This window comes from Serratia sp. PL7 (genome assembly GCF_945957435.1).
The window spans coordinates 24,100-46,833 of the sequence record NZ_CAMFLB010000007.1 but is presented as its reverse complement, the minus strand read 5'-3'; the positions used below and the strand labels follow the sequence as shown (position 1 = coordinate 46,833).

Sequence of the window (22,734 nt, the reverse complement as noted above, 5' to 3'; positions counted from 1 at the left end):
CGTATAGTAAGGGGCAGTTGCCGGGTCAGTCCCGGATGTATCTAACCTGAGGAGTCCACTATGAAACACTCGCATTTCGTTGTCCAAAGCCCCGCAACACCGGCAGAGCAACTGATACTGCTGTTTCATGGCGTGGGGGATAACCCGGTGGCGATGGGGGAGATTGGCAGTTACTTCGCCAAAGATTTCCCACAGGCCTTGGTGGTGAGCATTGGTGGCCCATTCGCTTTTGGTAACGGTGAGGGGCGCCAATGGTTCTCGGTTCAGGGGATCACTGAAGACAACCGCGCACAGCGTATTGCCGAAGTGATGCCAACCTTTGTTGAAACCGTGCGCTACTGGCAGCAACACAGCGGCGTGAGCTACGCGGGCACCGCACTGGTTGGTTTTTCGCAGGGTTCGATTATGGCTCTGGAAGGGTTGAAAGCCGAAGCCAAACTGGCAGGGCGGGTAGTGGCCTTCAGCGGCCGTTTTGCCCAGTTACCGCAAGCCGATTTTGGTGACAGCGTGGTACACCTGATCCATGGTGAGACGGACGGCGTTATTGCTGCGGAACATGCGCAAGCGGCTGAGGCTCAGTTACAGGCCGTTGGCGCAGACGTGACGTTGGATATTGAGCCAGGCGTCGGGCATGCAATCAGCTCGGGCATGATGAATGCTGCTCTGGAGCGTTTGCATTACTACGTGCCACAGCGCTATTGGGAAGAGGCGATGTTTGGTAAACGGGGCGATCTGATCGCCTTTAAATAAACAGCAGGGCGCTATGTGCGCCCTGAGGTTATGGCTTTTTCGGCCAGTCGTCTTCGTCGTCCCACTTGGCGTTGTTATCGCGGTGGGGCGGCAATTCAGGCTTGTTAGCCAGGAATTTTCGATGATCCAGGCGGCGTAATTCCTTGATCCCGCTAATGATAATGCCTGCCAATATCACCAGGATTATCCACCAGTAGTCAGCTAACCAATGCATGTTTACACCTTTCCTTCAGGGCGAACAAAACGCGAGAATATCGCGGGCAGATGGCTTGTGAGCCAAGATGCGCCAGCAACGTCCTTATCTCGCCAGGCCGCCAGCAGCAGCTCGGGCGTCAGTAAATGCTCGGCCTCCTGCGCCAACGGGCGATAACTTAAATGCCAGGGTTCCATCGCCACTCCCCCCTGATCGGCGGTAAACGGGCGATAGAAACCAAACTCGGCCATATGTGCAGTCAACCAAAGATTGAGCGGATGGAAATAACCACCGGCTTCATATTCCCACGGCTCCAACTGTAACTTTTGCCCTTCTGGCAATAGCGACGGATCGTACACATCCAGATCGCTGCCCCAGTGATGACGGCTGGCACCCGGCAGGGCCGACCACCGCAAAATGGCTTCGCAACGCTCGGCGGCGGACAATGGCTGGATATCCATCGGCTGGCTATTGTGATCTAATACTGGCCGCTCTCCGCAGAACTTGCCATTCCAGATCGCCAGTTGCCGGTCGAAATCGCGAAAGGTGCTGGCCGGTTGCAGATCGAAGCCTGCCGCTTCAGCCGCCTGTTGCATGGCCTGAAAGGCCACCACCGCAGCGGGTTGCAGACGGTGATTGCCGCTCAGTACGGTGAGATGCTCCGTCGAGCGTCCAGTGAGCATTTCTGCGCTGATCATGCGACCAGTTGCTCCATGATACGCTGATACATGCGGCTCAGTAACTGCAGATCGGCCGCATGTACGCATTCATTCACTTTATGGATGGTGGCGTTGACCGGCCCCAACTCAACCACCTGTGCTCCCATCTGGGCGATAAAGCGGCCATCAGAGGTACCGCCGGTAGTCAGCAATTGCGGAGTGAGCTCGGCATAGTGTTCCACCGCATTCACCACGGCATCGACCAAGGCACCGCGTGAAGTTAGGAAAGGTTGGCCAGACAGCCACCAGTCAATGCTGTAATTCAGGTTATGGCGATCCAACAGTTCCTGCACCCGCTGCTTGATCAGGGTATCGGTCAGTTCGGTGCTGAAGCGGAAGTTGAACTGCACGAACATTTCACCGGGGATCACGTTGTTGCTGCCAGTGCCAGCCTGCACGTTGGCAATTTGCATGCTGGTTGGCGGGAAGAATTCATTACCCTGATCCCACTCAATGGTGACCAGTTCGTTTAACGCAGCCATAGCCCGGTGAACCGGGTTATCCGCCAGATGCGGATAGGCGACGTGCCCTTGAACGCCATGGATACGCAGATTGGCGGTGATCGAGCCACGGCGGCCATTTTTCACCACGTCTCCGACCCGCTCGGTGCTTGAAGGTTCGCCGACTAGGCAATAATCAAGGCGTTCGTTGCGAGCCATCAAGGCTTCGACCACCTTCACGGTGCCATGAGTGGCGCTGGCCTCTTCGTCTGAGGTGATTAGAAACGCCAGGCGGCCCTGATGGTTGGGGTTGGCGGCAACGAAGCGTTCTGCGGCCACCACCATGGCGGCCAGGGAACCTTTCATATCGGCGGCTCCGCGACCATAAAGCATGCCGTCGCGGATGACAGGCTCAAATGGCGGGTTATCCCAATTTTTCTCGTCGCCGGTTGGCACCACATCGGTGTGGCCAGCAAATGCCAGCGTGCTGCCCTGGCCGCGCCAGGCCCAAAAGTTTTGCGTATCGCCAAAGTTCATCGGTTCGACGGTAAAGCCGATCGCTTTCAGGCGGGCGATCATCAGCTCCTGACAGCCTTCGTCATGCGGGCTGAGGGAAGGGCGCTTGATAAGCTGTTGCGCCAGTTCGATAACAGGGCAGATCATGAGTTAACCTCGGTAATAAATTGCTGATAGCTTTCGCTGCTGAAACCTAGCAGGGCATGTCCTTTACCATCGTCCAGCAAGGGGCGTTTGATCATGGCCGGTTGCTCCAGCATCAGGGCGATGGCGGCATCGGCATTGTCGCAGGCATTGCGCTGGGCTTCATCCAGCTTACGCCAGGTGGTTCCACGGGTATTCAACAATGGTTCCCAGCCCAGGCGAGCGACAAAATCACGCAACAGCTGCTCGTCCAGCCCGTCTGCGCGGTAGTCGTGGAATTGGTATGCCACTCCTTGTTCTTCCAGCCAGCGGCGGGCTTTTTTGATGGTGTCACAATTTTTGATGCCGAACATGGTCAGCGAGGTGTGCTGCGGTTTGTCTGTCATGGCGTAAAAGCTACCTTTTAATCGTCAAAATCTGTACTGAGTGGCACAAGAGTAGATCACTAACTTATACCGCACGGTGATAGCACAGATAATGCGGGAAAACGGGGTATAGATCCAGACGGGGAGGGGGTTATCATGCAGATGGAGAGTTTTGGTTTGTAAGGGCCATGAGTCTGTTTTGCCAATCCTTGGTATGGTTGCGGTTAAAACCGCCTCTGTAAAATAATAGGGTGAACCTACAGCTTTAATCAGCGTCAGTAACACTGGATGAATTACATTCATAATATATGGGTAAATGGTTTCTTTACATTGATTTTGGTGATGTGTTGGCGGTTTTTAATGATCGCATCATTCTCTTTACACTTGATTGTTTATGGTAGAGGTGTTAAAAACCATTTGTTTTGTATATAATCTGAGTCTTATATGATGTTTGCGTAGTGACTTTATAAAAAAGGAGTTTGATATGGCTAATGACATTTTTCTAACTCTGAAAGGTGCAAAGCAAGGGTTAATTACTGCGGGATGCTCCACTAAAGATTCAATCGGGAACTTATACCAGTCTGGACATACAGATCAAAGTTATCTTTATCAACTAAGCCATTCAATCAGTAGAGAGCAGCACGTTAATCATCACCCATTCGTTATCGTTAAACCAATAGACAAGTCTTCGCCTTTGATTGGTATTGCAATATCTAACAATGAACGCTTGGATGCTCTTATCGAGATATATAGAACCAACCAGAATGGTGGGCGTGAATTATTTTACTCCATCAAACTGACTAACGTAACGATTATGGACGTCAACATTTTTTACCCTAATTCATCAACCCATAATGAATCACAACCACAAGAGAGTATATCACTGAAGTACGAAAGCATTTCTTGGCAGCATCACATTGCTGGAACCAGTGGCTATAGTATTTGGGATGATAGAGTTTACTAATGAAAAGAGTAAAAAGCGTTGACAGACTCCTTTTGGAGTCTTATTTCACTAGGAGTGAAATAAAAAAAATAAAAAATAATGCTAATGTTTTTCAACTCGATATTCTATATTCAGTTAGAGATATAGGTAGAAGAACCTTCAGAGCAAGTATCATCTTGGGGGTAATACTGACTATTTTCACAATTGGAACAGTTTCCAAAGATGGTGTTTTTGGTTTTGGAATTATAGTTCTTATGTGCTTTATGGTTGTAATACCTTCTTATTTCCTAACACCAATGAGGCTTTACATTAAATCTTTGTATTTTTTCGTGAAAGATAGAAAAAATGAAAAGTGCAAATGAGGAATTAATTTGCATTCTTGTGTAGGTCACATATTTCCTAGTGAGCTATTTCATTACTCCCTTTATAGTAATAGCATCGCTCACTATCTCCAATGAGAGTGAGAACTTCCCCATGATTTTAAAGCCAGCAACCGAATCGTTATACATGGCATAATATAATCTTTCAGTGTCTGGTCCTCTGCCACTTATACCTAACCAGCTTCTACTATTTGGTACTACTACCTTGCCAAATAAAGCTTTTAATGAAAGGGACAGGTCTATGCCTGCATATAGAATATCGCCACCACGTTCACCATAACCTACGTTGGTAGATGCCCAGCGATATAGGTCTCTTAAGTAACCTGTATTTTCCTCACCCGTGAAGAAAAATTGTAAGTTTTCGTAGACGTTATTCGCTCCATGACAAATAAGTAAAACGCCCGTAACACCACTAACGAAAGTGACTTCTGATGCTAGCACCATAGCTAATCCAGAGGCCACTTGTGATAGTCCTGCTACAACGCCGATTGCTTTAACAACATATGTGTATACGCCGTTTTCTTTTTTTATTTCCAAATATACAGCTCTGGCCACCTTATTAAGTTGTAACGACTCATACTGCATTCTTAAAGAATCATGCTCAGCTTTTAGACAGAAAAATGCATTGCGTTGCCCTTCTTGAGTCGTTGCTGTACGGCAAGTCGATATATGATGATTTATCAGATCATCAATTTCTTTTTGAAATGAAAATCTTGATTGTGCATTCTTTAGATAAAAAGCAGATGCTCTGTTAGCCAAACGACCTAACTCATGAGAGTTTGCGAGTGCCATCTCAAGGTAGTAATTTTTTGTTTGCTCACGAAAACCAAAATAATTATCCATATAAAACAAATCCCTTTGAAATAAAAAAGTGTGATCATTATATCGTGCTTACTTTAATTCGCTTGTTAATGATAGCAATCTCTACGAAAGTGATCAAATGTAGCTACTTTGCTTGAGTGATGGGGGGCGGAATGAGAATACCTCCGTAGCTATGATGGAAAGTTAGTGTAACGCATAGAGAATGTTGATGCCGAACATGGTCAGCGAGGGGTGCTGCGGTTTGTCTGTCATGGCGTAAAAGCTACCTTTTAATCGTCAAAATCTGTACTGAGTGGCACAAGAGTAGATCACTAACTTATACCGCACGGTGATAGCACAGATAATGCGGGAAAACGGGGTATAGATCCAGACGGGGAGGGGGTTATCATGCAGATGGAGAGTTTTGGTTTGTAAGGGCCATGAGTCTGTTTTGCCAATCCTTGGTATGGTTGCGGTTAAAACCGCCTCTGTAAAATAATAGGGTGAACCTACAGCTTTAATCAGCGTCAGTAACACTGGATGAATTACATTCATAATATATGGGTAAATGGTTTCTTTACATTGATTTTGGTGATGTGTTGGCGGTTTTTAATGATCGCATCATTCTCTTTACACTTGATTGTTTATGGTAGAGGTGTTAAAAACCATTTGTTTTGTATATAATCTGAGTCTTATATGATGTTTGCGTAGTGACTTTATAAAAAAGGAGTTTGATATGGCTAATGACATTTTTCTAACTCTGAAAGGTGCAAAGCAAGGGTTAATTACTGCGGGATGCTCCACTAAAGATTCAATCGGGAACTTATACCAGTCTGGACATACAGATCAAAGTTATCTTTATCAACTAAGCCATTCAATCAGTAGAGAGCAGCACGTTAATCATCACCCATTCGTTATCGTTAAACCAATAGACAAGTCTTCGCCTTTGATTGGTATTGCAATATCTAACAATGAACGCTTGGATGCTCTTATCGAGATATATAGAACCAACCAGAATGGTGGGCGTGAATTATTTTACTCCATCAAACTGACTAACGTAACGATTATGGACGTCAACATTTTTTACCCTAATTCATCAACCCATAATGAATCACAACCACAAGAGAGTATATCACTGAAGTACGAAAGCATTTCTTGGCAGCATCACATTGCTGGAACCAGTGGCTATAGTATTTGGGACGATAGGGTTTACTAATGGAAAAAATAAAAAGTGTAACCAGACTCCTTTTGGAGTCCGGTTTTACAAGAAAAGAAATAAAAGAACTACAGGAAAAATCCAAATTTTTCGGAATAGACTTGGCATTTGGTGTTAAAGATGTTGGTAAGAGAATGCTAAAGGCTACTATAGTAATTTTTAGTTTATTTTTAGCATTCGCAGCTGTAATTTATATAAAGCAGACATTAAAAACTGTAATTGTATTCTCTGCATTCCTTGCTATGTTATTACTGTTATCCTGCTTTCTAACTAACATTCCTCGATATGCAAAGTCGATAATTTTTTATTTTAAAAGCGATAAATGACTCCCTATAAATTATCCCATATTCCACTGACGGTAACCATATCACCCGTGATTTCTAATCCTAATGAGAGTTTACCCATTGTTTTTATAGTCATTAATAGATCATCATCAATTACATCATAAAGTTTTAATGTGTCTGGGCCATTTTCATAATTCATTAGGCTCCTATAATCAGATACGACTTTTTTGGTAAAGAATAAGCCATGAACTGATAATGCCAAATCAACACCACCATAAACAATATCTGCTATCTTATTATCATATCCGGATTTCTTAGCAATAATTCTATATAGATCCCTTACAGGGCCAATGTCATCCTCCCCATTTATTATAAAATAACCATTCTCATATATATTGTTAAACCCATGGGACACTAATAAGAAACCAGCTATATTACTGCCCCTTGAGCTAAGAATAGATGCAGCGCCAGCCACTACTTGTGAAACGCCAGCAATAAGTCCAATCCCTTTTACTACATAGATCAATATGCCGTTATCATTGGTTATTTCGATGTAGATTGCTTTTTTTACACGGTTTAACTGTAATGATTCGTATTGTTGCTGTAACGAGTTTTTTTCGGCTCTTAAACATACATATGCGTTCCGTTGCCCTTCTTGAGTCGTTGCTGCACGGCAAGTTAAAATATAGCGATTTATCAGGTCATCAATTTTTTTTGAAAAGAAAATCTTGATTGTGCATTTTTGACGTAGAAAGAAGATGCTCTGTTAGCCAAGCGACCTAACTCATAAGATTCAGCAAGAGCCATCTCAAGGTAGTAGTTTTTTACTTGTTCACGAAAACCAAAATAATTATCCATATAAAACAAATCCCTTTGAAATAAAAAGCGTGATCATTATATCGCGCTTACTTTAATTCGCTTATTCATGATAGCAATCTCTACGAAAGTGATCAAATGTAGCTACTTTGCTTGAGTGATGGGGGGCGGAATGAGGATATCTCCGTAGCTATGATGGAAAGTTAGTGTAACGCACAGAGAACGTTGATGCCGAACATGGTCAGCGAGGTGTGCTGCGGTTTGTCTGTCATGGCGTAAAAGCTACCTTTTAATCGTCAAAATCTGTACTGAGTGGCAGATTGGGTCACAATGTAATACCACTCGGTTATAGAACAGATAATGCGGGAAAATGGAGTTTAAATCCAGACAACGATGTGCTCATCATTGACAGGGAGATGCCTGTATTTTCAGGTCCGCAGATGAGTAACACATTTGGTTTTGGCCTTCGCTGTAAAGCGACGAGATACTGCCCCAATCAGGACTTATTGTTTGTCACAGACGGGGAGAGTAATTATGCTGCGACTATTGGTTGAGAATTTTTATTTTCAGGTTCACCCTACCATAGCACATAAATGAATATTATATTTTTTGTTATTATAAATTATTCGCCATCATGATATTTGTAGTCATCATCATAAAATGTGGCTTTAAGTGTATTAAGGGATAAGCTTGCTTTAAATATCATCATGTCAGTATTTTTATTTTCCCACTTAGTATTTAGCAGTTTGGAGTTCAACGCACATACCCGCTATTTTGTAACCGCTCCAGCGCGCTTCCATCGGCATACACCATGCCGGTAGTCAGATCGTGGAAGCCATATCGCTTATAAAATGCCAATTTGTCCGGCACCGAATAAATAAACACTTTACCTAACGGGGCCAGATCTTGCATGACGCGATCCATCAACTGCTGACCATAACCTTGCCCTTGAAAGCGCGGATGGATGGCGACATCGGCCAGATAAGCTACCGAGGTCATGTCACTGATGGCGTGAGCGGTGGCCATCAGCTCTCCCTCAATAAAGCCCCAATAGCAGAATTGGCTATTTTGGTACACCTTCTGTAAGACCTGCGTATCACGCTCACCCAGCCCGGCAGCGGCCAGCAACTCGCCTAACTGTCGCCAGTCGATATTACATTTACGCGGATCGGTGATGATCTCCATAATTTTCCCCTCAGCCAATACGATCCAAATCCGCAGCATATTGCTGGATAGCACGCTGGTAGCTGCTGATTTCCGTATGCGCAGAGGTTTCAGCCAACAGGATCAGCAGGTCCGCCACCGCCTGTTTGGTTTCCCCCAGATTGTAGAGCGTCATGGCGCGGAATAGCGTGATCTCTTTGGCTTGCGGGAACTCGTTTAGCCCGTCGTCGAAAGCGGCTAGCGATTTCTGATATTCCCCCAATGCGCGATAGGTGCTACCCAGACCCAACCAGGCTTCCTGGCGTAACTGTGCAGGCAGGCCGTGCTGCAAGGCGGCGAGATAGCAGGGGATCGCCTGCTGCTCAAAGCCTTGCACATCGTAAAGGCACGCCAGCTGGTAATGCAGCTTGCCATCCAACGGTGCCTGTTGCAGCATCTGTTGGGCCAGCTCGGTGGCTTCCGGGTAGCGGCCTTGCTGTTTCAACTGCTCGATGGTGATACTCGAAGACATGATTTTCCCTTTCAACGGTGTTTTGCTAAATCCTGCATCAACGTTACTCCTCTACTATTCATCCGCAAAGAAATATAAATCTGGATAGATTTTCAATGAGTTTGAAATGGTGCATTCACTCATGCTGATGGATAATGCCCTATAGTTAATCAAGTTTTTCTTGATGGCAACACGTGATATTTTTCACAAAGAATGCCTGCGTGAATACCAGTGAGTAAAAAATGACAACCCACGTTCCATCGTATGTCCGACAACTTTTCACCCTGCTACTATGGGGGATAATCTATTACCTCGCCGGATTGATCTCATTAAAATTTGACGACCCCGCCTCGCCGATCGCAATCGTGTGGTTTCCCTCTGGTGTTGCGGTTGCCGCCTTTCTTTTGACCCGCTGGCGCAGTTATTTAACCCTGTTCGTCATTTTGACGTTGGCGAGCCTGTTGTTGAGGGACGGTTGGCAGCATAACCCACTGATATCACTGACCGATGCTGTGCTATCCATGCCAGCCAACGTAGCGATCGCCTGGGCAGTTCGCCGCTTTGCACGGCTTAATGACGATCTGCATACTATTTTAATCTGTATCACTGCAACCTTGGTCTTTAGCGGGTTGGATGCGCTAATTATTGGTGGGGGTTATGCCCTAATCCACCAGCAGCCTTTGTTTAGCTTGTTCTGGCAGAACTTTATCGCTGATGTTACCGGCATTATCTTTGCCACAACCGTGATTATGGGGTTTGTCAATCGGCGCTTGGAACCTGCCAGTTGCAACCTGCAAATGGGTCTTCTGGGAGCGGCACTTTGGCTGCTGCTGTGTGTTTCGATCTGGTTTATCTTTGGCTACCCCTTTCTCTGGCTGCAACACAACGCTGCGGCACTCTATTTTGCCTTGGCATGTCTCCCCATTATTCTGGCTATTATGCTTTCAGTTGTCTGGGGGAATCGAGGGGGATCTCTCGCGCTTCTCACTCTTGGGTTGGGAGTAATTTATTATACCAATCATCAGCACGGCCCCTTTTTTCTAAAGGGCTTACATCTCAATGAGTCTCTGTTATTAGCCTTGAGCTACCTTTCCGCGACGGCGTTGTTGATCGTGTTTATCAGGGTGCTGAAGCACTCGACCAACAGTTTTAACCCAGATACCGGCCGGATAACCGGCAAGGGGGTGATTTATAGCCTCAATCCGCGGACCGGGATTTTGCACTGGGAAGATGAGCCAGGCAGTCTGTTTGAGCAGAAGGTTCCCAGCAAGCTGGACACGATAGATGACGTGATGCAATGGATTCACCCGCATGATCAAGGCAAGCTGCGTGACCATTGGCTCCTCAATGATAGTCCTCAGCCCCGTCCCCCGTTGGTATTCCGTATCCAGATGCCACAGGGAGAGTGGCTGACGTTGGTGGATAACAGCTGTGCCCTGCTGAATGAGGAAGAACAGAGCATTATCGTCGGCAACTGGCAAGCAAGCCATTATCACCAGGACAGTTAAATGAACCTATTATTTACATATTGCGGAGAGTTGCAGCAGTGATCCAGATTGCCCTGTTATTATTCGGCGTTGATTTTGTGCGCTCCAAAGCCAAATTTTTGGGTGTAATCGGGATTATCTGGGGGCTTATGGGGATCGGTATCTTTATCGATGGCCTTGATGGCGTGCTCTATTTTCCCTTACAGGTTTTTGGTGCCCTGATGCTTCTGGAGAGCCTGGTCACGTTGAGTATTGCCTCCAGCGGGGTTGGGGCGCAGAAAGCGGTGCTTTATTTCAAGGGCGGGATCTTTTGCGTTGTCGCTCTGTTGATCCTGGCGAACAAACCCTACAGTAATTTGCTACTGGCAATCATATTCGGTTTCTCCTATTTCGTTATTGGCTTGTTTATGATCGCTTCTGCCTGGATCGTGCGGTTTCCGCGCTGGAAGAATGCGCTGGTCAGCGGCATTGCTCAGATACTGTTCGCCATGCTCATATTTAGCCCCTATCCGGTGCATTACAAGGCCACCATATCGTTTTTCCTGGGCACATTGATGGTCGTCAGTGGCATCAATATCCTGCAATTAGCCAGGCGGGCCAACCTTTTAAGGGACGGCACCTCGGTGTTTGAATTGTTGGTACCTACTGAGATATTTTACGTCTTTGGAAAGAAATCGGCGGCTCGGCCAGCCGAGGTGGTTGCCCCCAGCATTGATTTTAAACAGCCTTTAACCGTCCATATCTGGACCCCGGAAGGAACGGCGAGTGCGACCCCAATCCCCCGGCCAGTCATTAATCGCTATATCGCGGCAGTGGATGCTCAAGGGGTTATCTCCACCGGACATGCTGCATTGGAACTGGTACCGAGCATCTATATCAGCCTGTATCCAGCGGCAGATATCGATCGTTCTCCTTCAGAGTTTCTCAATGTGTTGAAGGCGACGCGAGAAAATGACGTGCCCGGCACTTTCCAGCCGGACTATGTTACCGAGGCGGCCAACTGGTGCGATTCGAATCGGCAGATCCAGTTTCACCGTTATAACAGCTCGGCGCTGCTACGTTTTTGGAGCGGCTATCAGCTGACTAAAATCTACAATCTGACGTCGCGTAACTGCTCCAGTAGTGTTGCCTATGCCTTGGAGGCCTCATTGGATGGTGTGCTTGCCAAACAGAGTAAAAGCTGGCTGGGCACATTACGTATTTTGACCATGCCGGAACTGTGGATTGCCGCGCAGGTACGCAGAAGGGCACTCTCAATGGCCTGGACACCAGGGCTGGTGATGGATTACGCCCGAGCGCTGCGACATATTGTTCACCCCGTGCCTCAGCCATGGTATCAGCGTATTCTCAAGCGCAGGCAACCGGAAAAAGAGGGATAGCGACTTGTCATGATTACTTTAAATCAATAATCACTCACGCATTTTTGGGTAAGGCTGAACGTTGAACATCCGGTGTCTATAAAAAGACGCCGGATAAATTAACGGATGTTAATTATCGCCCACAGAATGAAGCGGCGATTCTGTTAAAGTGGATTTGCGGGTTACCGAATTTGTCATCACCAGGTATATTGCATTCATCCCTCTTCATGCAGACATAGTTGCCGCTGCCATCGTCATTTCTTATCCATAAGTAGCGTGTGTTACCACACACCAAATGATTACCGCCAATAACATTGGCCGCCTTTTTATGAGTTATTTTTTTCATGGGTTCCAGCCTTATTTCATATTAATGAAATGCTAGGATAACTATCTAAGGTGCAAATTCAAGCCATACATAAAGGAGTGTATCAATAACAGGATGATGCAGGTGACTATATTGGAATGATCTTGTTTGTAGCACATTAAAGTTGTCGTGTTGATTGTGTAGGATAAATTCAACTTAACGTAGGTATCCGCTACCCCGTAAACCTTCCAGAACGCTAAAGAAAAAGTAACATCAGGGTAGGTTTTTGATTAATCTGGAAATATGCTCCACTCCTGGATTTTCTTGACTGGCATCGTTCCCAAAAGGCTTCACTTGGTCAAAAAACCGGCGTAGAATCCCTGCGTCCAATAAACGGAGGTAGTCAGTATTATGGTTGATCGTGAGTTAACAAATTGGAAAGACTTTATTGATGAGATGTTAGGTAACTAACACCATGTAGGGTTTAAAGCTTGAATAAGGCTAATTGGTTTGTTTTTATTTAAAGCACCTAGGGTAACAATATTAAGTCTTTAGCAAAGCAGCCTCGGTTTCCCGAAGCTGCTTTTTTTACGTCTGCTATTGGCTATCGTGATGGTGAGGCAGCGCTTTACCAGGGAAGCGGCGGCGTACCAATACGAAGAACAGTGGGACAAAGAAAATCGCCAGAACGGTGGCGGAAATCATACCGCCCATCACCCCGGTACCTACCGCATGCTGGCTGCCAGAACCTGCACCGGAACTGATGGCCATTGGCAGAACGCCGAAGATAAACGCCAGTGAGGTCATCAGGATAGGGCGCAAGCGTAGGCGAGAAGCTTCCAGCGTTGCCGCCATCAAATCCTGGCCTTTATTGTTCAGCTCGCTGGCAAATTCCACGATCAGGATAGCGTTCTTGGCCGACAGCCCGATAATCGTCAACAGTCCCACCTGGAAGTACACATCGTTTTCCAGCCCTCGTAGCCAAGTGGCCGTAACGGCACCGATCACCCCCAGCGGCACTACCAACATGACCGAGAACGGGATCGACCAGCTTTCATACAGGGCAGCCAGGCACAGGAATACCACCAACAGCGAGATGGCATACAGCGCCGGTGCCTGTGAACCGGACAGGCGTTCCTGGTAGGACATTGCGGTCCATTCCAAGCCGAAACCGGTCGGTAGCTGGCTGACGAGTTTTTCCATTTCATCCATCGCGGTACCGGTGCTGACGCCCGAGGCGGCCTCGCCCACGATTTCTACCGTGGAGTTACCGTTGTAGCGTTCCAGACGCGGTGAACCATATTCCCAATGGGAAGTCGCAAAGGCGGAGAAGGGCACCATCCCACCGCTGTTGTTACGCACGTACCACTTGTTGATGTCCTCTGGCAGCATGCGGAAGGGCGCTCCGGCCTGAACGTACACTTTCTTCACTCGCCCGCGGTCTAAAAAGTCGTTGACGTAGGTAGAGCCCCAGGCGGTTGACAAGGTGCTGTTGATATCGTCGATCGACACGCCCAGTGCCTGTGCCTTGCGCTGATCGATGTCGATCTGCAACTGCGGGCTGTCATCGAGGCCATTATGGCGCACGCGCGATAGCTGCGGGTTTTTCCCAGCCAACTGCAGCAATTGATCGCGAGCCTCCATCAGCTTGCTATGCCCCAGCCCGGCGTGGTCTTCCAACTGCATATCGAAGCCCGAAGAGTTCCCCAGCCCGGTGATCGCTGGCGGGCTGCTGGCGATCACGCGCGCTTCGTTGATATTGCTAAAGGCCTTGGTGGCACGCTCGATGATATCGAACGAACTATTGGCTCCCGAACTGCGTAGATCCCAGTCCTTCAGGCGCAAGAACAGGCGTGCGACGTTCTGGCCGTTGCCGCCTGGCCCGGCACCGATGGTGGAGAACACCGACAGCACGTCGGCTTTCTCTTCGGTCAGGAAGTAGTGCTCGACCTTTTCCACCACCTTGGTGGTTTGCTGAAGTGTGGAGCCTGCAGGCAACTGCACCTGCACGGTGAATACGCCACGATCTTCCTGCGGCAGGAACGAGGTCGGCAGTTTGATAAACAGCACTGCCATACCGGCCAGCAGTAACAGGTAGATCACCATGTAGCGGACACTGTGATGCAGCACGCGCGCTACCCCACGTTCATAGCGTTCGGTGTTGCGGTTGAACATGCGGTTAAACCAGCCGAAGAAACCGCGCTTGCCGTGATGATGGCCTTTGGCGATCGGCTGGAGAATAGTGGCGCACAGGGCCGGGGTGAGGATCATGGCGACCAGCACCGAAAGCACCATTGCGGAAACGATAGTGATCGAGAACTGGCGATAAATGGCGCCGGTGGTGCCGCCGAAGAAGGCCATGGGAATAAATACCGCCGAAAGCACCATGGCTATCCCCACCAGCGCGCCCTGGATCTGCCCCATGGATTTACGGGTGGCGTCCCTGGGTGAGAGACCTTCCTCGCTCATCACGCGTTCCACGTTTTCCACCACCACGATGGCGTCATCAACCAGTAGGCCGATCGCCAGCACCATGGCAAACATCGTCAGGGTGTTAATGCTGTAGCCAAAGGCCGAAAGGATGGCAAAGGTGCCCAACAGCACCACCGGAACGGCGATAGTGGGAATTAACGTGGCGCGGAAGTTCTGCAAGAACAGGTACATGACTAAAAATACCAGCAAAATGGCTTCCAGCAGGGTTTTTACCACGTCATGGATCGACGCCTGCACGAACGGCGTCGTCTCATAGGCGATCTTGGCTTCCAGCCCGTGCGGGAAATATTGTGAAAGCTCGGCAATCTTGGCTTTCACCAACTGGTCGGTTTGCAATTCGTTGGCACCGGAAGCCAGCTTGATGTTCATCCCGGCGGCCTGCAGGCCGTTGTAACGGCTGAGGTAGTTATAGTTTTCCCCGCCCAATTCCACCGTGGCAACGTCACCGAGGGTGACCAGCGAACCGTCCCGATTGACGCGCAGCGTTATCTCGCGGAACTGCTCCGGCGTTTGCAACTGGGATTGAGCATTGATGGTGGCGTTTAGCGCCTGCTGATCCACAGAAGGGGAGCCGCCCAACTGGCCCACTGCCACCTGGGTGTTCTGTGAACTGATGGCGTTGACTACATCCTGAGTGGTGAGTTGGTAGCTGGTGAGCTTGTTCGGATCCAGCCAGATACGCATGGCGTATTGTGAACCGTAAACATCCATGCTGCCCACGCCGTTAATACGGCTGAGCGGGTCTTGCAGGTTGGAGACGATGTAGTCCGCGATGTCCTGCTTATCCATGCTGCCATCGTTGGAGACAAAGGCCACCATCATCAGCGTGGTATCGCCCGATTTTGACACCGTTACGCCTTGTTGCTGTACTGCCTGTGGCAACCGCTTGATGGCGGCCTGCAGCTTGTTTTGTACTTGTTGCATTGCCTCGTTGGGATCGGTGCCTGCATCAAAGGTCAGCGTAACCGAGGCCTGGCCGGTATTGGTGCTCTGGGACGACATATACATCATGTTGTCGAGGCCGGTCATGTTCTGTTCGATAATCTGGGTAACGGTATTTTCCAGCGTTTGTGCTGATGCCCCCGGATAGGAGGCGCTGATACGCACGTTTGGCGGAGCGAGGTTCGGATATTGTTCGACAGGCAGAGAAAAAATCGCCAACGTCCCCGTCAGGCAAAGAATAATTGCCAGAACCCAGGCAAAAATCGGGCGATCAATAAAAAAGTTGGCCATGCGGCATGAACCTCGTTGTGACTTATTCTATTTTTGACTGCATCAGTTATGCTTACGCCTGGCGCTGACTGGTGGCCGGGCTATCGCAGGATTTGATTGTACCCAAAGGTGCCACTGCACTTTACTCGTCAAGCGCAGATAAAGCGTGGAGAAAAAAAGGAGATAATGTAAATAACAGTAGTAGAAATCTACAGTTACACATTGCACCACCACGAAATGCGTCATTATGGCGATTTTATGGCGTTACGGTGAAATAATCAGGACGTTTTCCTCAGCAGGAGTTAAGCATGGAAATTAACCCGGTATTTGCTCGTCGTCTTTATCTGTGTTGGCTGATCAGCAGCAATGAGCGCCCTAACGTTCCGCGCCTGATGGAACTGACCGGTTGGCCGCGCCGTACGTTGCAGGATGTACTCAAAGCTTTGCCAGGCCTGGGCCTGGAGTTGCAGTTTGTGCAGCAGGGGAAGCGTAATAACGATGGCTATTACCAGTTGGCAAACTGGGGCCCGCTAAGCCAAAGCTGGATTAATCAGCATCATGAGATGCTGCTGGCGGCCATTGGTTGAATGTTCCCCGGCGTGCCGGGGAAGCATTACTGGCTTTTCGCTTCCAGATACATCACGGTTGCTGCCACGCGCGAACGCACGTTGAGCTTGCGCAGCATATTGCGGATGTGCACTTTCACCGTCTCTTCAGAAATATGCAACTGCGCCGCGACCTGCTTGTTTGACATACCGCGCGCCACTTCCTGCAAGACATCCAGTTCACGCTCGGTCAGAGCGGCAAAGGGATCGTGTTGTTCGCTGCGAGACGAGAGATAGTCCGCGACCGCATCGCTAATCACGTTCTGGCCCTCGGCGGCCTGGCGAATATGCTCCAGCAACTGTTCTGGCTCGCTGTCTTTCAGCAGGTAGCCGTCGGCGCCAGCATCGATCAGCGCATAGACGTCGCTGCGGGAGTCGGAAACGGTCAGCACGATGATGCGTGCATCCACCCCTTCATCGCGCAGTGCTTTCAGCGTATCCAGCCCGGAAAGCCCCTTCATGTTCAGATCGAGCAGGATCACGTCTGGGGTGAACTGCGCAGCCAGGGCGATCGCCTCCGCTCCGCCGCTGGCTTCTGCCACCACGGTGAAAGTAGGATCTAGCCCCAGCAATTGTTTGATGCCACGGCGCATCAACGGGTGATCGTCCACGATCATTACTCGGTAATTTTTCATCACAATAAAACGTGCTCCCTGTAGCGAGTAAAGCCACTGCGTACTGCCGGCAGTAAAGCTGACTCTTAAAATATAGTAGTAATTGGCATCGTCGCTCGGCTCGAATGGCCGCCGTGCAATGCTGTTAGCCCTTATGGCGGGAAGCTAAGACAGACCTCCGTGCCCCCGGCCTTGCCACGCCTGATATGTAATGTCCCGTTCAGGCGCGTTGCTCGTTCGCTCATAATGGTTAACCCATAATGGCCTTCCGGTTCATCCAGGCTGCCGATGCCGCAGCCGTCGTCACAAATGGTGATCTCGTTGTCTCCGCTGGGGGAGACTTCGCAATGGATCACAATTTCCTGTGCATCGGCGTGTTTGATGGCATTAAGCACGGCTTCACGCACGATCTGTAGCGCATGAACCTGTTGTTGGGCATTCAACGCCTGTGAGGCTAACCGACAGTGTAACTGAATCCGCGCGCTGGTCAGCAGTTTTAATGGTTCCAATACCTGCTGCAACGCGGCGTTCAGGTCGGCATCCTGAATGCTCAACCTGAAGGTGGCCAGCAGTTCGCGCAATTGGCGATAGGCATCCGCCAGTGCTCGATCAAAATCATCAATGATCTCATCTGCCTGCGATGAGTGGCCTGCCAGGGTACGTTTGAGCAAGGTAAGCTGGATGCGCAGGAAAGTGAGAGCCTGGGCTAACGAATCGTGTAGTTCACGGGCAATGGTGGCGCGTTCCTCCATCAGCAGGAACTGCATATGCTGCTTTTGTGCTCGGTTAAAGTATACCCCGCGGCTGAGCATATTGGTCACGCTTTGCATCAGATGTGGGTGGGGCGGCTGCTGTTCATGTTGCCAGCTCAGGCTACCCAAGGGTTTGTTGTCTTGCATAATCACCTGCGAATGCCAGGCCAGTTCCGCCACCGGTTCACCACTGCTGACCTGCCATTGGCTGAGGCTGTCTTCCACATTGAGCCGAATACAATGTAATTGTTCGCTCAGCTTGATGATATGCAGGACCTTCTCAAACGCCCGCTGATCCAACTGCCCAACGCTCAGCGCCTGGGAGCAACTGTAGAGTACCTCCAGCGTGCGGTTGGCCTGTTGTAAACGCTCGGTTTTTTCCTGCACCTTGTGTTCCAGTGACTGGTAGAGCTTCGCCAATTCGCCAGACATGGTGGTGAAGGTTTGCGACAGTACACCCAGTTCGTTTGGCAATGAAACGTCGAGCGGCGGATGATTGAAATCACGTTGTTGCATACGCAGGCTGGCATCCACCAGGCGTTTGAGCGGGGTGACCACTTGGCGGCGCATAAAGCGGATGCAGAACAGCACCAGGGCAATGATGGCGATGTAGCCCATCACGCTGATCGTCGCTACGATGGTCAGCTTTTGTTCGGAGTAGCGCTGCAAAGCCAGGACAAAATGGTCGATCTGATTCACATAGCTGGCCACGTTGGCCTGATAGTTTTCCGGGTTCCCAGCTAGGATCTGTTTTTCCAGTACCAGCCAGGCTTGGCGCAGCGTCAGGTATTTTTGCCGCACATCGTCAGGCACATAAAATCGATCGAGTTTAAGCAGGGCCGGAGCCATCAGCGACTGCTGATACTGTACCAGGTGCTGCTGCACTTCAGCGGAACCGTTAGTGAGCTCATACGCCAACCGGTAGCTCTGCATGCGCAACGATCCCGCGATATTGATCGCTTCGGCATCCTGCAGGCTGCCGGCCACGGTAGTCAGTGCCAGTCCGGTGGACAGCACGGAAAGGATCACGATAGCTATCAGCGCCTTCGCCAGGCTGCCTGTCACTGAGCGTTTTACGAGCAATTAAGCGTCCTTCTGGTTATTGGCCGGAGTGTTATGCGCCGTCAAATTATAACTTTTGCTGGCAAAAAGCATGGCGATTTTGAGCAAACGGCCGATTTACCGCCAAAACCAATCTTCGCTATATAATCAAGTAAATAGCGATTGGGCGGCCTACCGTTGGCAAAATGCCCTATATCGGCTATCAGTGATTGATCTGGCGCAAGTAATACCTACTTTTACCTATTTAGGGTGATTATCTACCCCCTCCGATAAGCCTATTTTATCCTTGCCTCTTACCCGAGGTGCGAGACAAACAATAATAAAGTCACACTATAATAATTTTTTACACGCGCGCGTGTTGCCAACTTTGAAGGATAACCCGAATGGCCGAATTGTCGCGACGCAGATTGCTCAGCGGACAATGGCGTCATCAATCTGATGCGATCCGTCCCCCGTGGTCGCGTGAAGCCCCTCTCTTCCTTGCGGGTTGTACCCGGTGTCAGGCCTGCGTTAACGCTTGCGAAACCGGTGTATTGATCAGCGGCAGTGGCGGTTATCCCGAAATCGATTTTCAACGCGCGGAATGTACCTTTTGCCGACAATGCGCAGATGCCTGCGAAGCCCCAGTGTTTTACCCACCTCAGCACCAACCCTGGCAACAAGTGGCGTCGTTTTCGGCCGTTTGCCTGGCGATGCAGGGGGTTGAATGTCGCAGCTGTCAGGACAGTTGTGAAACGCAGGCAATCCGTTTTCGGCCACGGTTAGGCGGCATAGCCCAACCGGCGCTCGAGGCGGCGGCGTGCAATGGTTGTGGTGCCTGCGTTGCCGGTTGCCCGACCTCGGCGATTGCAATAACCCGGAGTGAAAATAATGAGCAGTGAATGGCACGTAAGCGGGTTGATGGTGCAGGCCCGGCCTGACAAATTCCCGGCCCTGATCTCGGCGCTGCTGGCAATCCCTGATACGGAAATTCCAGCACAGGATCAACAGCAGGGCAAGCTGGTCGTCGTTATGCAAGCAGCACGCTCCCAGGCGTTGCTGGAAAAAATTGAGTCGGCACGCAATCTGGAAGGCGTGTTGGCAGTGTCGCTGGTTTATCACCAGCAGGATGAGCAAGGTGAGGTAATGCCATGAAACTCAGTCGTCGAGACTTCATGAAAGCGAACGCTGCCGCGGCGGCTGCCGCAGCTGCCGGGCTGACGATCCCAACGGTCGCCCAAGCCGTGGTCGGCAGCGGTGACGAAATCAAATGGGACAAAGCACCTTGCCGTTTCTGCGGCACCGGGTGTGGCGTTCTGGTCGGTACCCAAAATGGCCGCATCGTGGCTTCGCAGGGCGATCCGGATGCCCCGGTTAACCGGGGTTTAAACTGTATTAAAGGCTACTTCCTGCCCAAGATCATGTATGGCAAGGATCGTCTGACGCAGCCAATGCTGCGTATGAAGAACGGGCAATATGACAAAGAAGGTGAGTTTACTCCCATCACTTGGGAAAAAGCCTTCGATGTTATGGAAGAAAAATTCAAAGGGGCACTGAAAGAGAAAGGACCGGAAGCAGTCGGCATGTTCGGCTCCGGCCAGTGGACGGTATGGGAAGGCTACGCAGCCTCCAAACTGTTCAAGGCGGGCCTGCGCTCCAACAACCTCGATCCGAACGCGCGCCACTGCATGGCCTCTGCGGTAGTCGGCTTTATGCGTACCTTTGGCATGGACGAGCCGATGGGCTGCTACGATGATATCGAGCAGGCCGACGCCTTTGTGCTGTGGGGCTCCAACATGGCGGAAATGCACCCGATCCTGTGGTCGCGCATTACCAACCGCCGCCTGGGCAACGACAAGGTCAACGTCTCGGTCCTTTCCACCTTTGAACACCGCAGCTTTGAGCTGGCGGATAACGGCATGGTGTTCACCCCGCAGACCGATCTGGCGATCATGAACTATATCGCCAACTACATTATTCAGAACAATGCGGTTGACCAGGACTTCCTCAAGCAGCACGTCAACATCCGCAAAGGGGCGACCGATATCGGTTACGGCCTGCGTCCAACCCACCCGTTGGAGAAAGCGGCCAAGAACCCAGGCAGCGATGCTTCGGAGCCGATGAGCTTCGAAGATTACAAAGCCTTTGTGGCGGAGTACACGCTGGATAAGACCGCTGAATTGAGCGGCGTGCCGAAAGACCAACTGGAAGCGCTGGCCAAGCTGTATGCCGACCCGAATGTGAAAGTCGTCTCTTACTGGACGATGGGCTTCAACCAGCATACCCGCGGCGTCTGGGCCAATAACCTGTGCTACAACCTGCACCTGCTGACCGGCAAGATCTCCAAGCCGGGCTGTGGGCCGTTCTCACTGACTGGCCAGCCTTCTGCCTGTGGTACCGCGCGCGAAGTGGGGACGTTCTCCCACCGTCTGCCAGCGGACATGGTCGTGACCAACGAGAAGCACCGCCAGATTGCCGAACAGAAATGGCAACTGCCAGCCGGCACCATCCCGGAAAAAGTCGGGCTGCATGCGGTTGCGCAGGACCGTGCGTTGAAAGACGGCAAGCTGAACGCCTACTGGGTAATGTGTAACAACAACATGCAGGCCGGGCCAAACATTAACGAAGATCGTATGCCGGGCTGGCGCGATCCGCGCAACTTTATCGTGGTCTCCGATCCGTATCCAACGGTGAGCGCGTTGGCTGCCGACCTGATCCTGCCTACTGCGATGTGGGTAGAGAAAGAAGGGGCTTACGGTAACGCCGAGCGTCGTACTCAGTTCTGGCATCAGCAGGTGAAAGCGCCGGGTGAGGCGAAGTCTGACCTGTGGCAGTTGGTGGAGTTTGCCAAACGCTTCAAGGTGGAAGAAGTCTGGCCTGTGGAACTGATCAATCAGAAGCCGGAATACCGGGGTAAAACCTTGTATGACGTCCTGTTCGTCAACGGTGAAGTGAACAAGTACAAGCTGGAAGAGATCCCGGCCGACCAGTTGAACGACGAGTCGCGCGACTTCGGTTTCTACATCCAGAAAGGACTGTTTGAAGAGTATGCCGGGTTTGGCCGTGGCCATGGTCACGATCTGGCGGCCTTTGATATGTACCATAAGGCGCGCGGTTTACGCTGGCCGGTGGTGGATGGCAAGGAAACCCTGTGGCGTTACCGTGAAGGAACCGATCCTTACGTGAAGGCCGGTGAAAGCGTGCGCTTCTATGGCAAGCCTGACGGCAAAGCCGTGATCTTCGCGCTGCCGTTCGAGCCTGCGGCAGAAAGCCCGGATCAGGAGTTCGATCTGTGGTTGTCCACTGGCCGCGTGCTGGAACATTGGCACACCGGTTCGATGACGCGCCGTGTGCCAGAATTGCACAGAGCCTTCCCTGAGGCGGTATTGTTTATCCATCCGCTGGACGCCAAGAGCCGTAATCTGCGCCGTGGCGACAAGGTGAAGGTAGTGTCACGCCGTGGCGAAGTGGTGAGCATCGTCGAAACCCGTGGCCGTAACCGTGTGCCGAAAGGCCTGGTATATATGCCGTTCTTCGATGCCGCGCAACTGGTCAATAACCTGACGCTGGACGCTACCGATCCACTGTCGAAAGAGACTGACTTCAAGAAGTGTGCGGTGAAACTGGAGAAGGTATAAGGCCAACGG

At 50.2% G+C, this 22,734-nt stretch carries 25 protein-coding genes; 12 read left to right on the top strand and 13 right to left on the bottom strand.

Features of this window, described 5'->3' with window-relative positions; genetic code table 11:
- Positions 1–60: 60 nt before the first annotated feature.
- Positions 61–750 (top strand): esterase, encoded by a 690-nt coding sequence (ypfH, locus tag N6G83_RS26345; protein WP_074031446.1) that lies wholly within the window; start codon positions 61–63, stop codon positions 748–750.
- A gap of 28 nt (positions 751–778) precedes the next feature.
- On the opposite strand, the gene N6G83_RS26340 is transcribed toward ypfH, so the two are convergent.
- From N6G83_RS26340 to N6G83_RS26325, 4 genes are read right to left on the bottom strand one after another with little or no spacing between them, the layout of a single operon-like run.
- Positions 779–964, bottom strand: a complete 186-nt coding sequence (locus N6G83_RS26340; RefSeq protein ID WP_021178743.1) for a YpfN family protein — start codon at positions 962–964, stop codon at positions 779–781.
- A gap of 2 nt (positions 965–966) precedes the next feature.
- Positions 967–1,641 carry a M15 family metallopeptidase gene (locus N6G83_RS26335; protein WP_211134988.1) on the bottom strand — a complete coding sequence of 225 codons (675 nt, stop codon included), beginning with the start codon at positions 1,639–1,641 and terminating at the stop codon, positions 967–969.
- Complete coding sequence (gene dapE / locus N6G83_RS26330) at positions 1,638–2,765, bottom strand: succinyl-diaminopimelate desuccinylase (RefSeq protein ID WP_024527074.1); 1,128 nt, start codon at positions 2,763–2,765, stop codon at positions 1,638–1,640. The genes N6G83_RS26335 and dapE overlap by 4 nt, the downstream gene beginning before the upstream one ends.
- Positions 2,762–3,148 (bottom strand): ArsC family reductase, encoded by a 387-nt coding sequence (locus tag N6G83_RS26325; protein WP_024484524.1) that lies wholly within the window; start codon positions 3,146–3,148, stop codon positions 2,762–2,764. Before N6G83_RS26325 ends, dapE begins: the two co-directional genes overlap by 4 nt.
- A gap of 463 nt (positions 3,149–3,611) precedes the next feature.
- Between N6G83_RS26325 and N6G83_RS26320 the strand changes: the two genes are divergently transcribed.
- Positions 3,612–4,091, top strand: coding sequence for an Hcp family type VI secretion system effector (locus N6G83_RS26320; protein ID WP_186528688.1), 480 nt, complete (start codon positions 3,612–3,614; stop codon positions 4,089–4,091).
- Complete coding sequence (locus N6G83_RS26315) at positions 4,091–4,432, top strand: hypothetical protein (RefSeq protein ID WP_211136942.1); 342 nt, start codon at positions 4,091–4,093, stop codon at positions 4,430–4,432. The genes N6G83_RS26320 and N6G83_RS26315 overlap by 1 nt, the downstream gene beginning before the upstream one ends.
- A 45-nt stretch (positions 4,433–4,477) precedes the next feature.
- Here the strand turns inward: N6G83_RS26315 and N6G83_RS26310 are convergent, their stop codons facing one another.
- Complete coding sequence (locus tag N6G83_RS26310; protein WP_260524056.1) at positions 4,478–5,293, bottom strand: DUF4225 domain-containing protein; 816 nt, start codon at positions 5,291–5,293, stop codon at positions 4,478–4,480.
- Between the two features lie 694 nt (positions 5,294–5,987).
- Here N6G83_RS26310 and N6G83_RS26305 point away from each other — a divergent pair.
- Both N6G83_RS26305 and N6G83_RS26300 read left to right on the top strand, forming a co-directional pair.
- Positions 5,988–6,467, top strand: coding sequence for an Hcp family type VI secretion system effector (locus N6G83_RS26305; RefSeq protein WP_186528688.1), 480 nt, complete (start codon positions 5,988–5,990; stop codon positions 6,465–6,467).
- Positions 6,467–6,793, top strand: a complete 327-nt coding sequence (locus N6G83_RS26300) for a hypothetical protein (protein WP_211136949.1) — start codon at positions 6,467–6,469, stop codon at positions 6,791–6,793. Before N6G83_RS26305 ends, N6G83_RS26300 begins: the two co-directional genes overlap by 1 nt.
- Positions 6,794–6,797: 4 nt before the next feature.
- Here N6G83_RS26300 and N6G83_RS26295 read toward each other — a convergent pair whose 3' ends face one another.
- The 4 genes from N6G83_RS26295 to N6G83_RS26280 form a co-directional block, all read right to left on the bottom strand.
- Positions 6,798–7,436, bottom strand: coding sequence for a DUF4225 domain-containing protein (locus tag N6G83_RS26295; protein WP_248006720.1), 639 nt, complete (start codon positions 7,434–7,436; stop codon positions 6,798–6,800).
- Between the two features lie 11 nt (positions 7,437–7,447).
- Positions 7,448–7,609 carry a hypothetical protein gene (locus N6G83_RS26290; RefSeq protein ID WP_260524055.1) on the bottom strand — a complete coding sequence of 54 codons (162 nt, stop codon included), beginning with the start codon at positions 7,607–7,609 and terminating at the stop codon, positions 7,448–7,450.
- A gap of 711 nt (positions 7,610–8,320) precedes the next feature.
- Positions 8,321–8,752, bottom strand: coding sequence for a GNAT family N-acetyltransferase (locus N6G83_RS26285; RefSeq protein ID WP_024527077.1), 432 nt, complete (start codon positions 8,750–8,752; stop codon positions 8,321–8,323).
- A 10-nt stretch (positions 8,753–8,762) separates the two neighbouring features.
- Positions 8,763–9,242, bottom strand: a complete 480-nt coding sequence (locus tag N6G83_RS26280; RefSeq protein ID WP_024527078.1) for a tetratricopeptide repeat protein — start codon at positions 9,240–9,242, stop codon at positions 8,763–8,765.
- 221 nt (positions 9,243–9,463) lie between these two features.
- Between N6G83_RS26280 and N6G83_RS26275 the strand changes: the two genes are divergently transcribed.
- On the top strand, positions 9,464–10,729 hold the full coding sequence (locus tag N6G83_RS26275; RefSeq protein ID WP_211135556.1) for an MASE1 domain-containing protein: 1,266 nt from the start codon (positions 9,464–9,466) through the stop codon (positions 10,727–10,729).
- A gap of 38 nt (positions 10,730–10,767) precedes the next feature.
- Positions 10,768–12,087 carry an HdeD family acid-resistance protein gene (locus tag N6G83_RS26270; protein ID WP_065686520.1) on the top strand — a complete coding sequence of 440 codons (1,320 nt, stop codon included), beginning with the start codon at positions 10,768–10,770 and terminating at the stop codon, positions 12,085–12,087.
- A gap of 112 nt (positions 12,088–12,199) precedes the next feature.
- Here N6G83_RS26270 and N6G83_RS26265 read toward each other — a convergent pair whose 3' ends face one another.
- Positions 12,200–12,412 (bottom strand): DUF4762 family protein, encoded by a 213-nt coding sequence (locus tag N6G83_RS26265; protein WP_186528676.1) that lies wholly within the window; start codon positions 12,410–12,412, stop codon positions 12,200–12,202.
- A gap of 369 nt (positions 12,413–12,781) precedes the next feature.
- On the opposite strand from N6G83_RS26265, the gene ypfM reads away from it, so the two are divergent.
- On the top strand, positions 12,782–12,841 hold the full coding sequence (gene ypfM / locus N6G83_RS54955) for a protein YpfM (protein WP_138106377.1): 60 nt from the start codon (positions 12,782–12,784) through the stop codon (positions 12,839–12,841).
- A gap of 126 nt (positions 12,842–12,967) precedes the next feature.
- On the opposite strand, the gene acrD is transcribed toward ypfM, so the two are convergent.
- On the bottom strand, positions 12,968–16,096 hold the full coding sequence (gene acrD, locus N6G83_RS26260; RefSeq protein ID WP_186528674.1) for a multidrug efflux RND transporter permease AcrD: 3,129 nt from the start codon (positions 16,094–16,096) through the stop codon (positions 12,968–12,970).
- A 287-nt stretch (positions 16,097–16,383) separates the two neighbouring features.
- Between acrD and N6G83_RS26255 the strand changes: the two genes are divergently transcribed.
- Positions 16,384–16,662, top strand: coding sequence for a helix-turn-helix domain-containing protein (locus tag N6G83_RS26255; protein WP_024484514.1), 279 nt, complete (start codon positions 16,384–16,386; stop codon positions 16,660–16,662).
- 26 nt (positions 16,663–16,688) lie between these two features.
- Here the strand turns inward: N6G83_RS26255 and narP are convergent, their stop codons facing one another.
- On the bottom strand, positions 16,689–17,321 hold the full coding sequence (gene narP, locus N6G83_RS26250; RefSeq protein WP_024484513.1) for a nitrate/nitrite response regulator protein NarP: 633 nt from the start codon (positions 17,319–17,321) through the stop codon (positions 16,689–16,691).
- 125 nt (positions 17,322–17,446) lie between these two features.
- Complete coding sequence (narQ, locus tag N6G83_RS26245) at positions 17,447–19,129, bottom strand: nitrate/nitrite two-component system sensor histidine kinase NarQ (RefSeq protein WP_074031455.1); 1,683 nt, start codon at positions 19,127–19,129, stop codon at positions 17,447–17,449.
- Positions 19,130–19,491: 362 nt separating this feature from the next.
- Between narQ and napF the strand changes: the two genes are divergently transcribed.
- The 3 genes from napF to napA are packed head-to-tail and all read left to right on the top strand — an operon-like array spanning position 19,492 to position 22,725.
- A complete protein-coding gene (gene napF / locus N6G83_RS26240) occupies positions 19,492–19,989 on the top strand; it encodes a ferredoxin-type protein NapF (RefSeq protein ID WP_071784390.1) in 498 nt (165 codons plus the stop codon).
- Entirely contained in the window at positions 19,976–20,242 is a 267-nt protein-coding gene (gene napD / locus N6G83_RS26235; RefSeq protein WP_166735081.1) for a chaperone NapD, read from the top strand. The genes napF and napD overlap by 14 nt, the downstream gene beginning before the upstream one ends.
- Positions 20,239–22,725 carry a nitrate reductase catalytic subunit NapA gene (napA, locus tag N6G83_RS26230; protein ID WP_211135555.1) on the top strand — a complete coding sequence of 829 codons (2,487 nt, stop codon included), beginning with the start codon at positions 20,239–20,241 and terminating at the stop codon, positions 22,723–22,725. The genes napD and napA overlap by 4 nt, the downstream gene beginning before the upstream one ends.
- The last annotated feature ends 9 nt before the right edge of the window (positions 22,726–22,734 follow it).

What these genes read in the sequence shown, in the direction of transcription:
- ypfH (WP_074031446.1), top strand. Translation starts at nt 61, where the DNA reads ATGAAACACTCGCATTTCGTTGTCCAAAGCCCCGCAACACCGGCAGAG.
- N6G83_RS26340 (WP_021178743.1), bottom strand. Translation starts at nt 964, where the DNA reads ATGCATTGGTTAGCTGACTACTGGTGGATAATCCTGGTGATATTGGCA.
- N6G83_RS26335 (WP_211134988.1), bottom strand. Translation starts at nt 1,641, where the DNA reads ATGATCAGCGCAGAAATGCTCACTGGACGCTCGACGGAGCATCTCACC.
- dapE (WP_024527074.1), bottom strand. Translation starts at nt 2,765, where the DNA reads ATGATCTGCCCTGTTATCGAACTGGCGCAACAGCTTATCAAGCGCCCT.
- N6G83_RS26325 (WP_024484524.1), bottom strand. Translation starts at nt 3,148, where the DNA reads ATGACAGACAAACCGCAGCACACCTCGCTGACCATGTTCGGCATCAAA.
- N6G83_RS26320 (WP_186528688.1), top strand. Translation starts at nt 3,612, where the DNA reads ATGGCTAATGACATTTTTCTAACTCTGAAAGGTGCAAAGCAAGGGTTA.
- N6G83_RS26315 (WP_211136942.1), top strand. Translation starts at nt 4,091, where the DNA reads ATGAAAAGAGTAAAAAGCGTTGACAGACTCCTTTTGGAGTCTTATTTC.
- N6G83_RS26310 (WP_260524056.1), bottom strand. Translation starts at nt 5,293, where the DNA reads ATGGATAATTATTTTGGTTTTCGTGAGCAAACAAAAAATTACTACCTT.
- N6G83_RS26305 (WP_186528688.1), top strand. Translation starts at nt 5,988, where the DNA reads ATGGCTAATGACATTTTTCTAACTCTGAAAGGTGCAAAGCAAGGGTTA.
- N6G83_RS26300 (WP_211136949.1), top strand. Translation starts at nt 6,467, where the DNA reads ATGGAAAAAATAAAAAGTGTAACCAGACTCCTTTTGGAGTCCGGTTTT.
- N6G83_RS26290 (WP_260524055.1), bottom strand. Translation starts at nt 7,609, where the DNA reads ATGGATAATTATTTTGGTTTTCGTGAACAAGTAAAAAACTACTACCTT.
- N6G83_RS26285 (WP_024527077.1), bottom strand. Translation starts at nt 8,752, where the DNA reads ATGGAGATCATCACCGATCCGCGTAAATGTAATATCGACTGGCGACAG.
- N6G83_RS26280 (WP_024527078.1), bottom strand. Translation starts at nt 9,242, where the DNA reads ATGTCTTCGAGTATCACCATCGAGCAGTTGAAACAGCAAGGCCGCTAC.
- N6G83_RS26275 (WP_211135556.1), top strand. Translation starts at nt 9,464, where the DNA reads ATGACAACCCACGTTCCATCGTATGTCCGACAACTTTTCACCCTGCTA.
- N6G83_RS26265 (WP_186528676.1), bottom strand. Translation starts at nt 12,412, where the DNA reads ATGAAAAAAATAACTCATAAAAAGGCGGCCAATGTTATTGGCGGTAAT.
- acrD (WP_186528674.1), bottom strand. Translation starts at nt 16,096, where the DNA reads ATGGCCAACTTTTTTATTGATCGCCCGATTTTTGCCTGGGTTCTGGCA.
- N6G83_RS26255 (WP_024484514.1), top strand. Translation starts at nt 16,384, where the DNA reads ATGGAAATTAACCCGGTATTTGCTCGTCGTCTTTATCTGTGTTGGCTG.
- napF (WP_071784390.1), top strand. Translation starts at nt 19,492, where the DNA reads ATGGCCGAATTGTCGCGACGCAGATTGCTCAGCGGACAATGGCGTCAT.
- napA (WP_211135555.1), top strand. Translation starts at nt 20,239, where the DNA reads ATGAAACTCAGTCGTCGAGACTTCATGAAAGCGAACGCTGCCGCGGCG.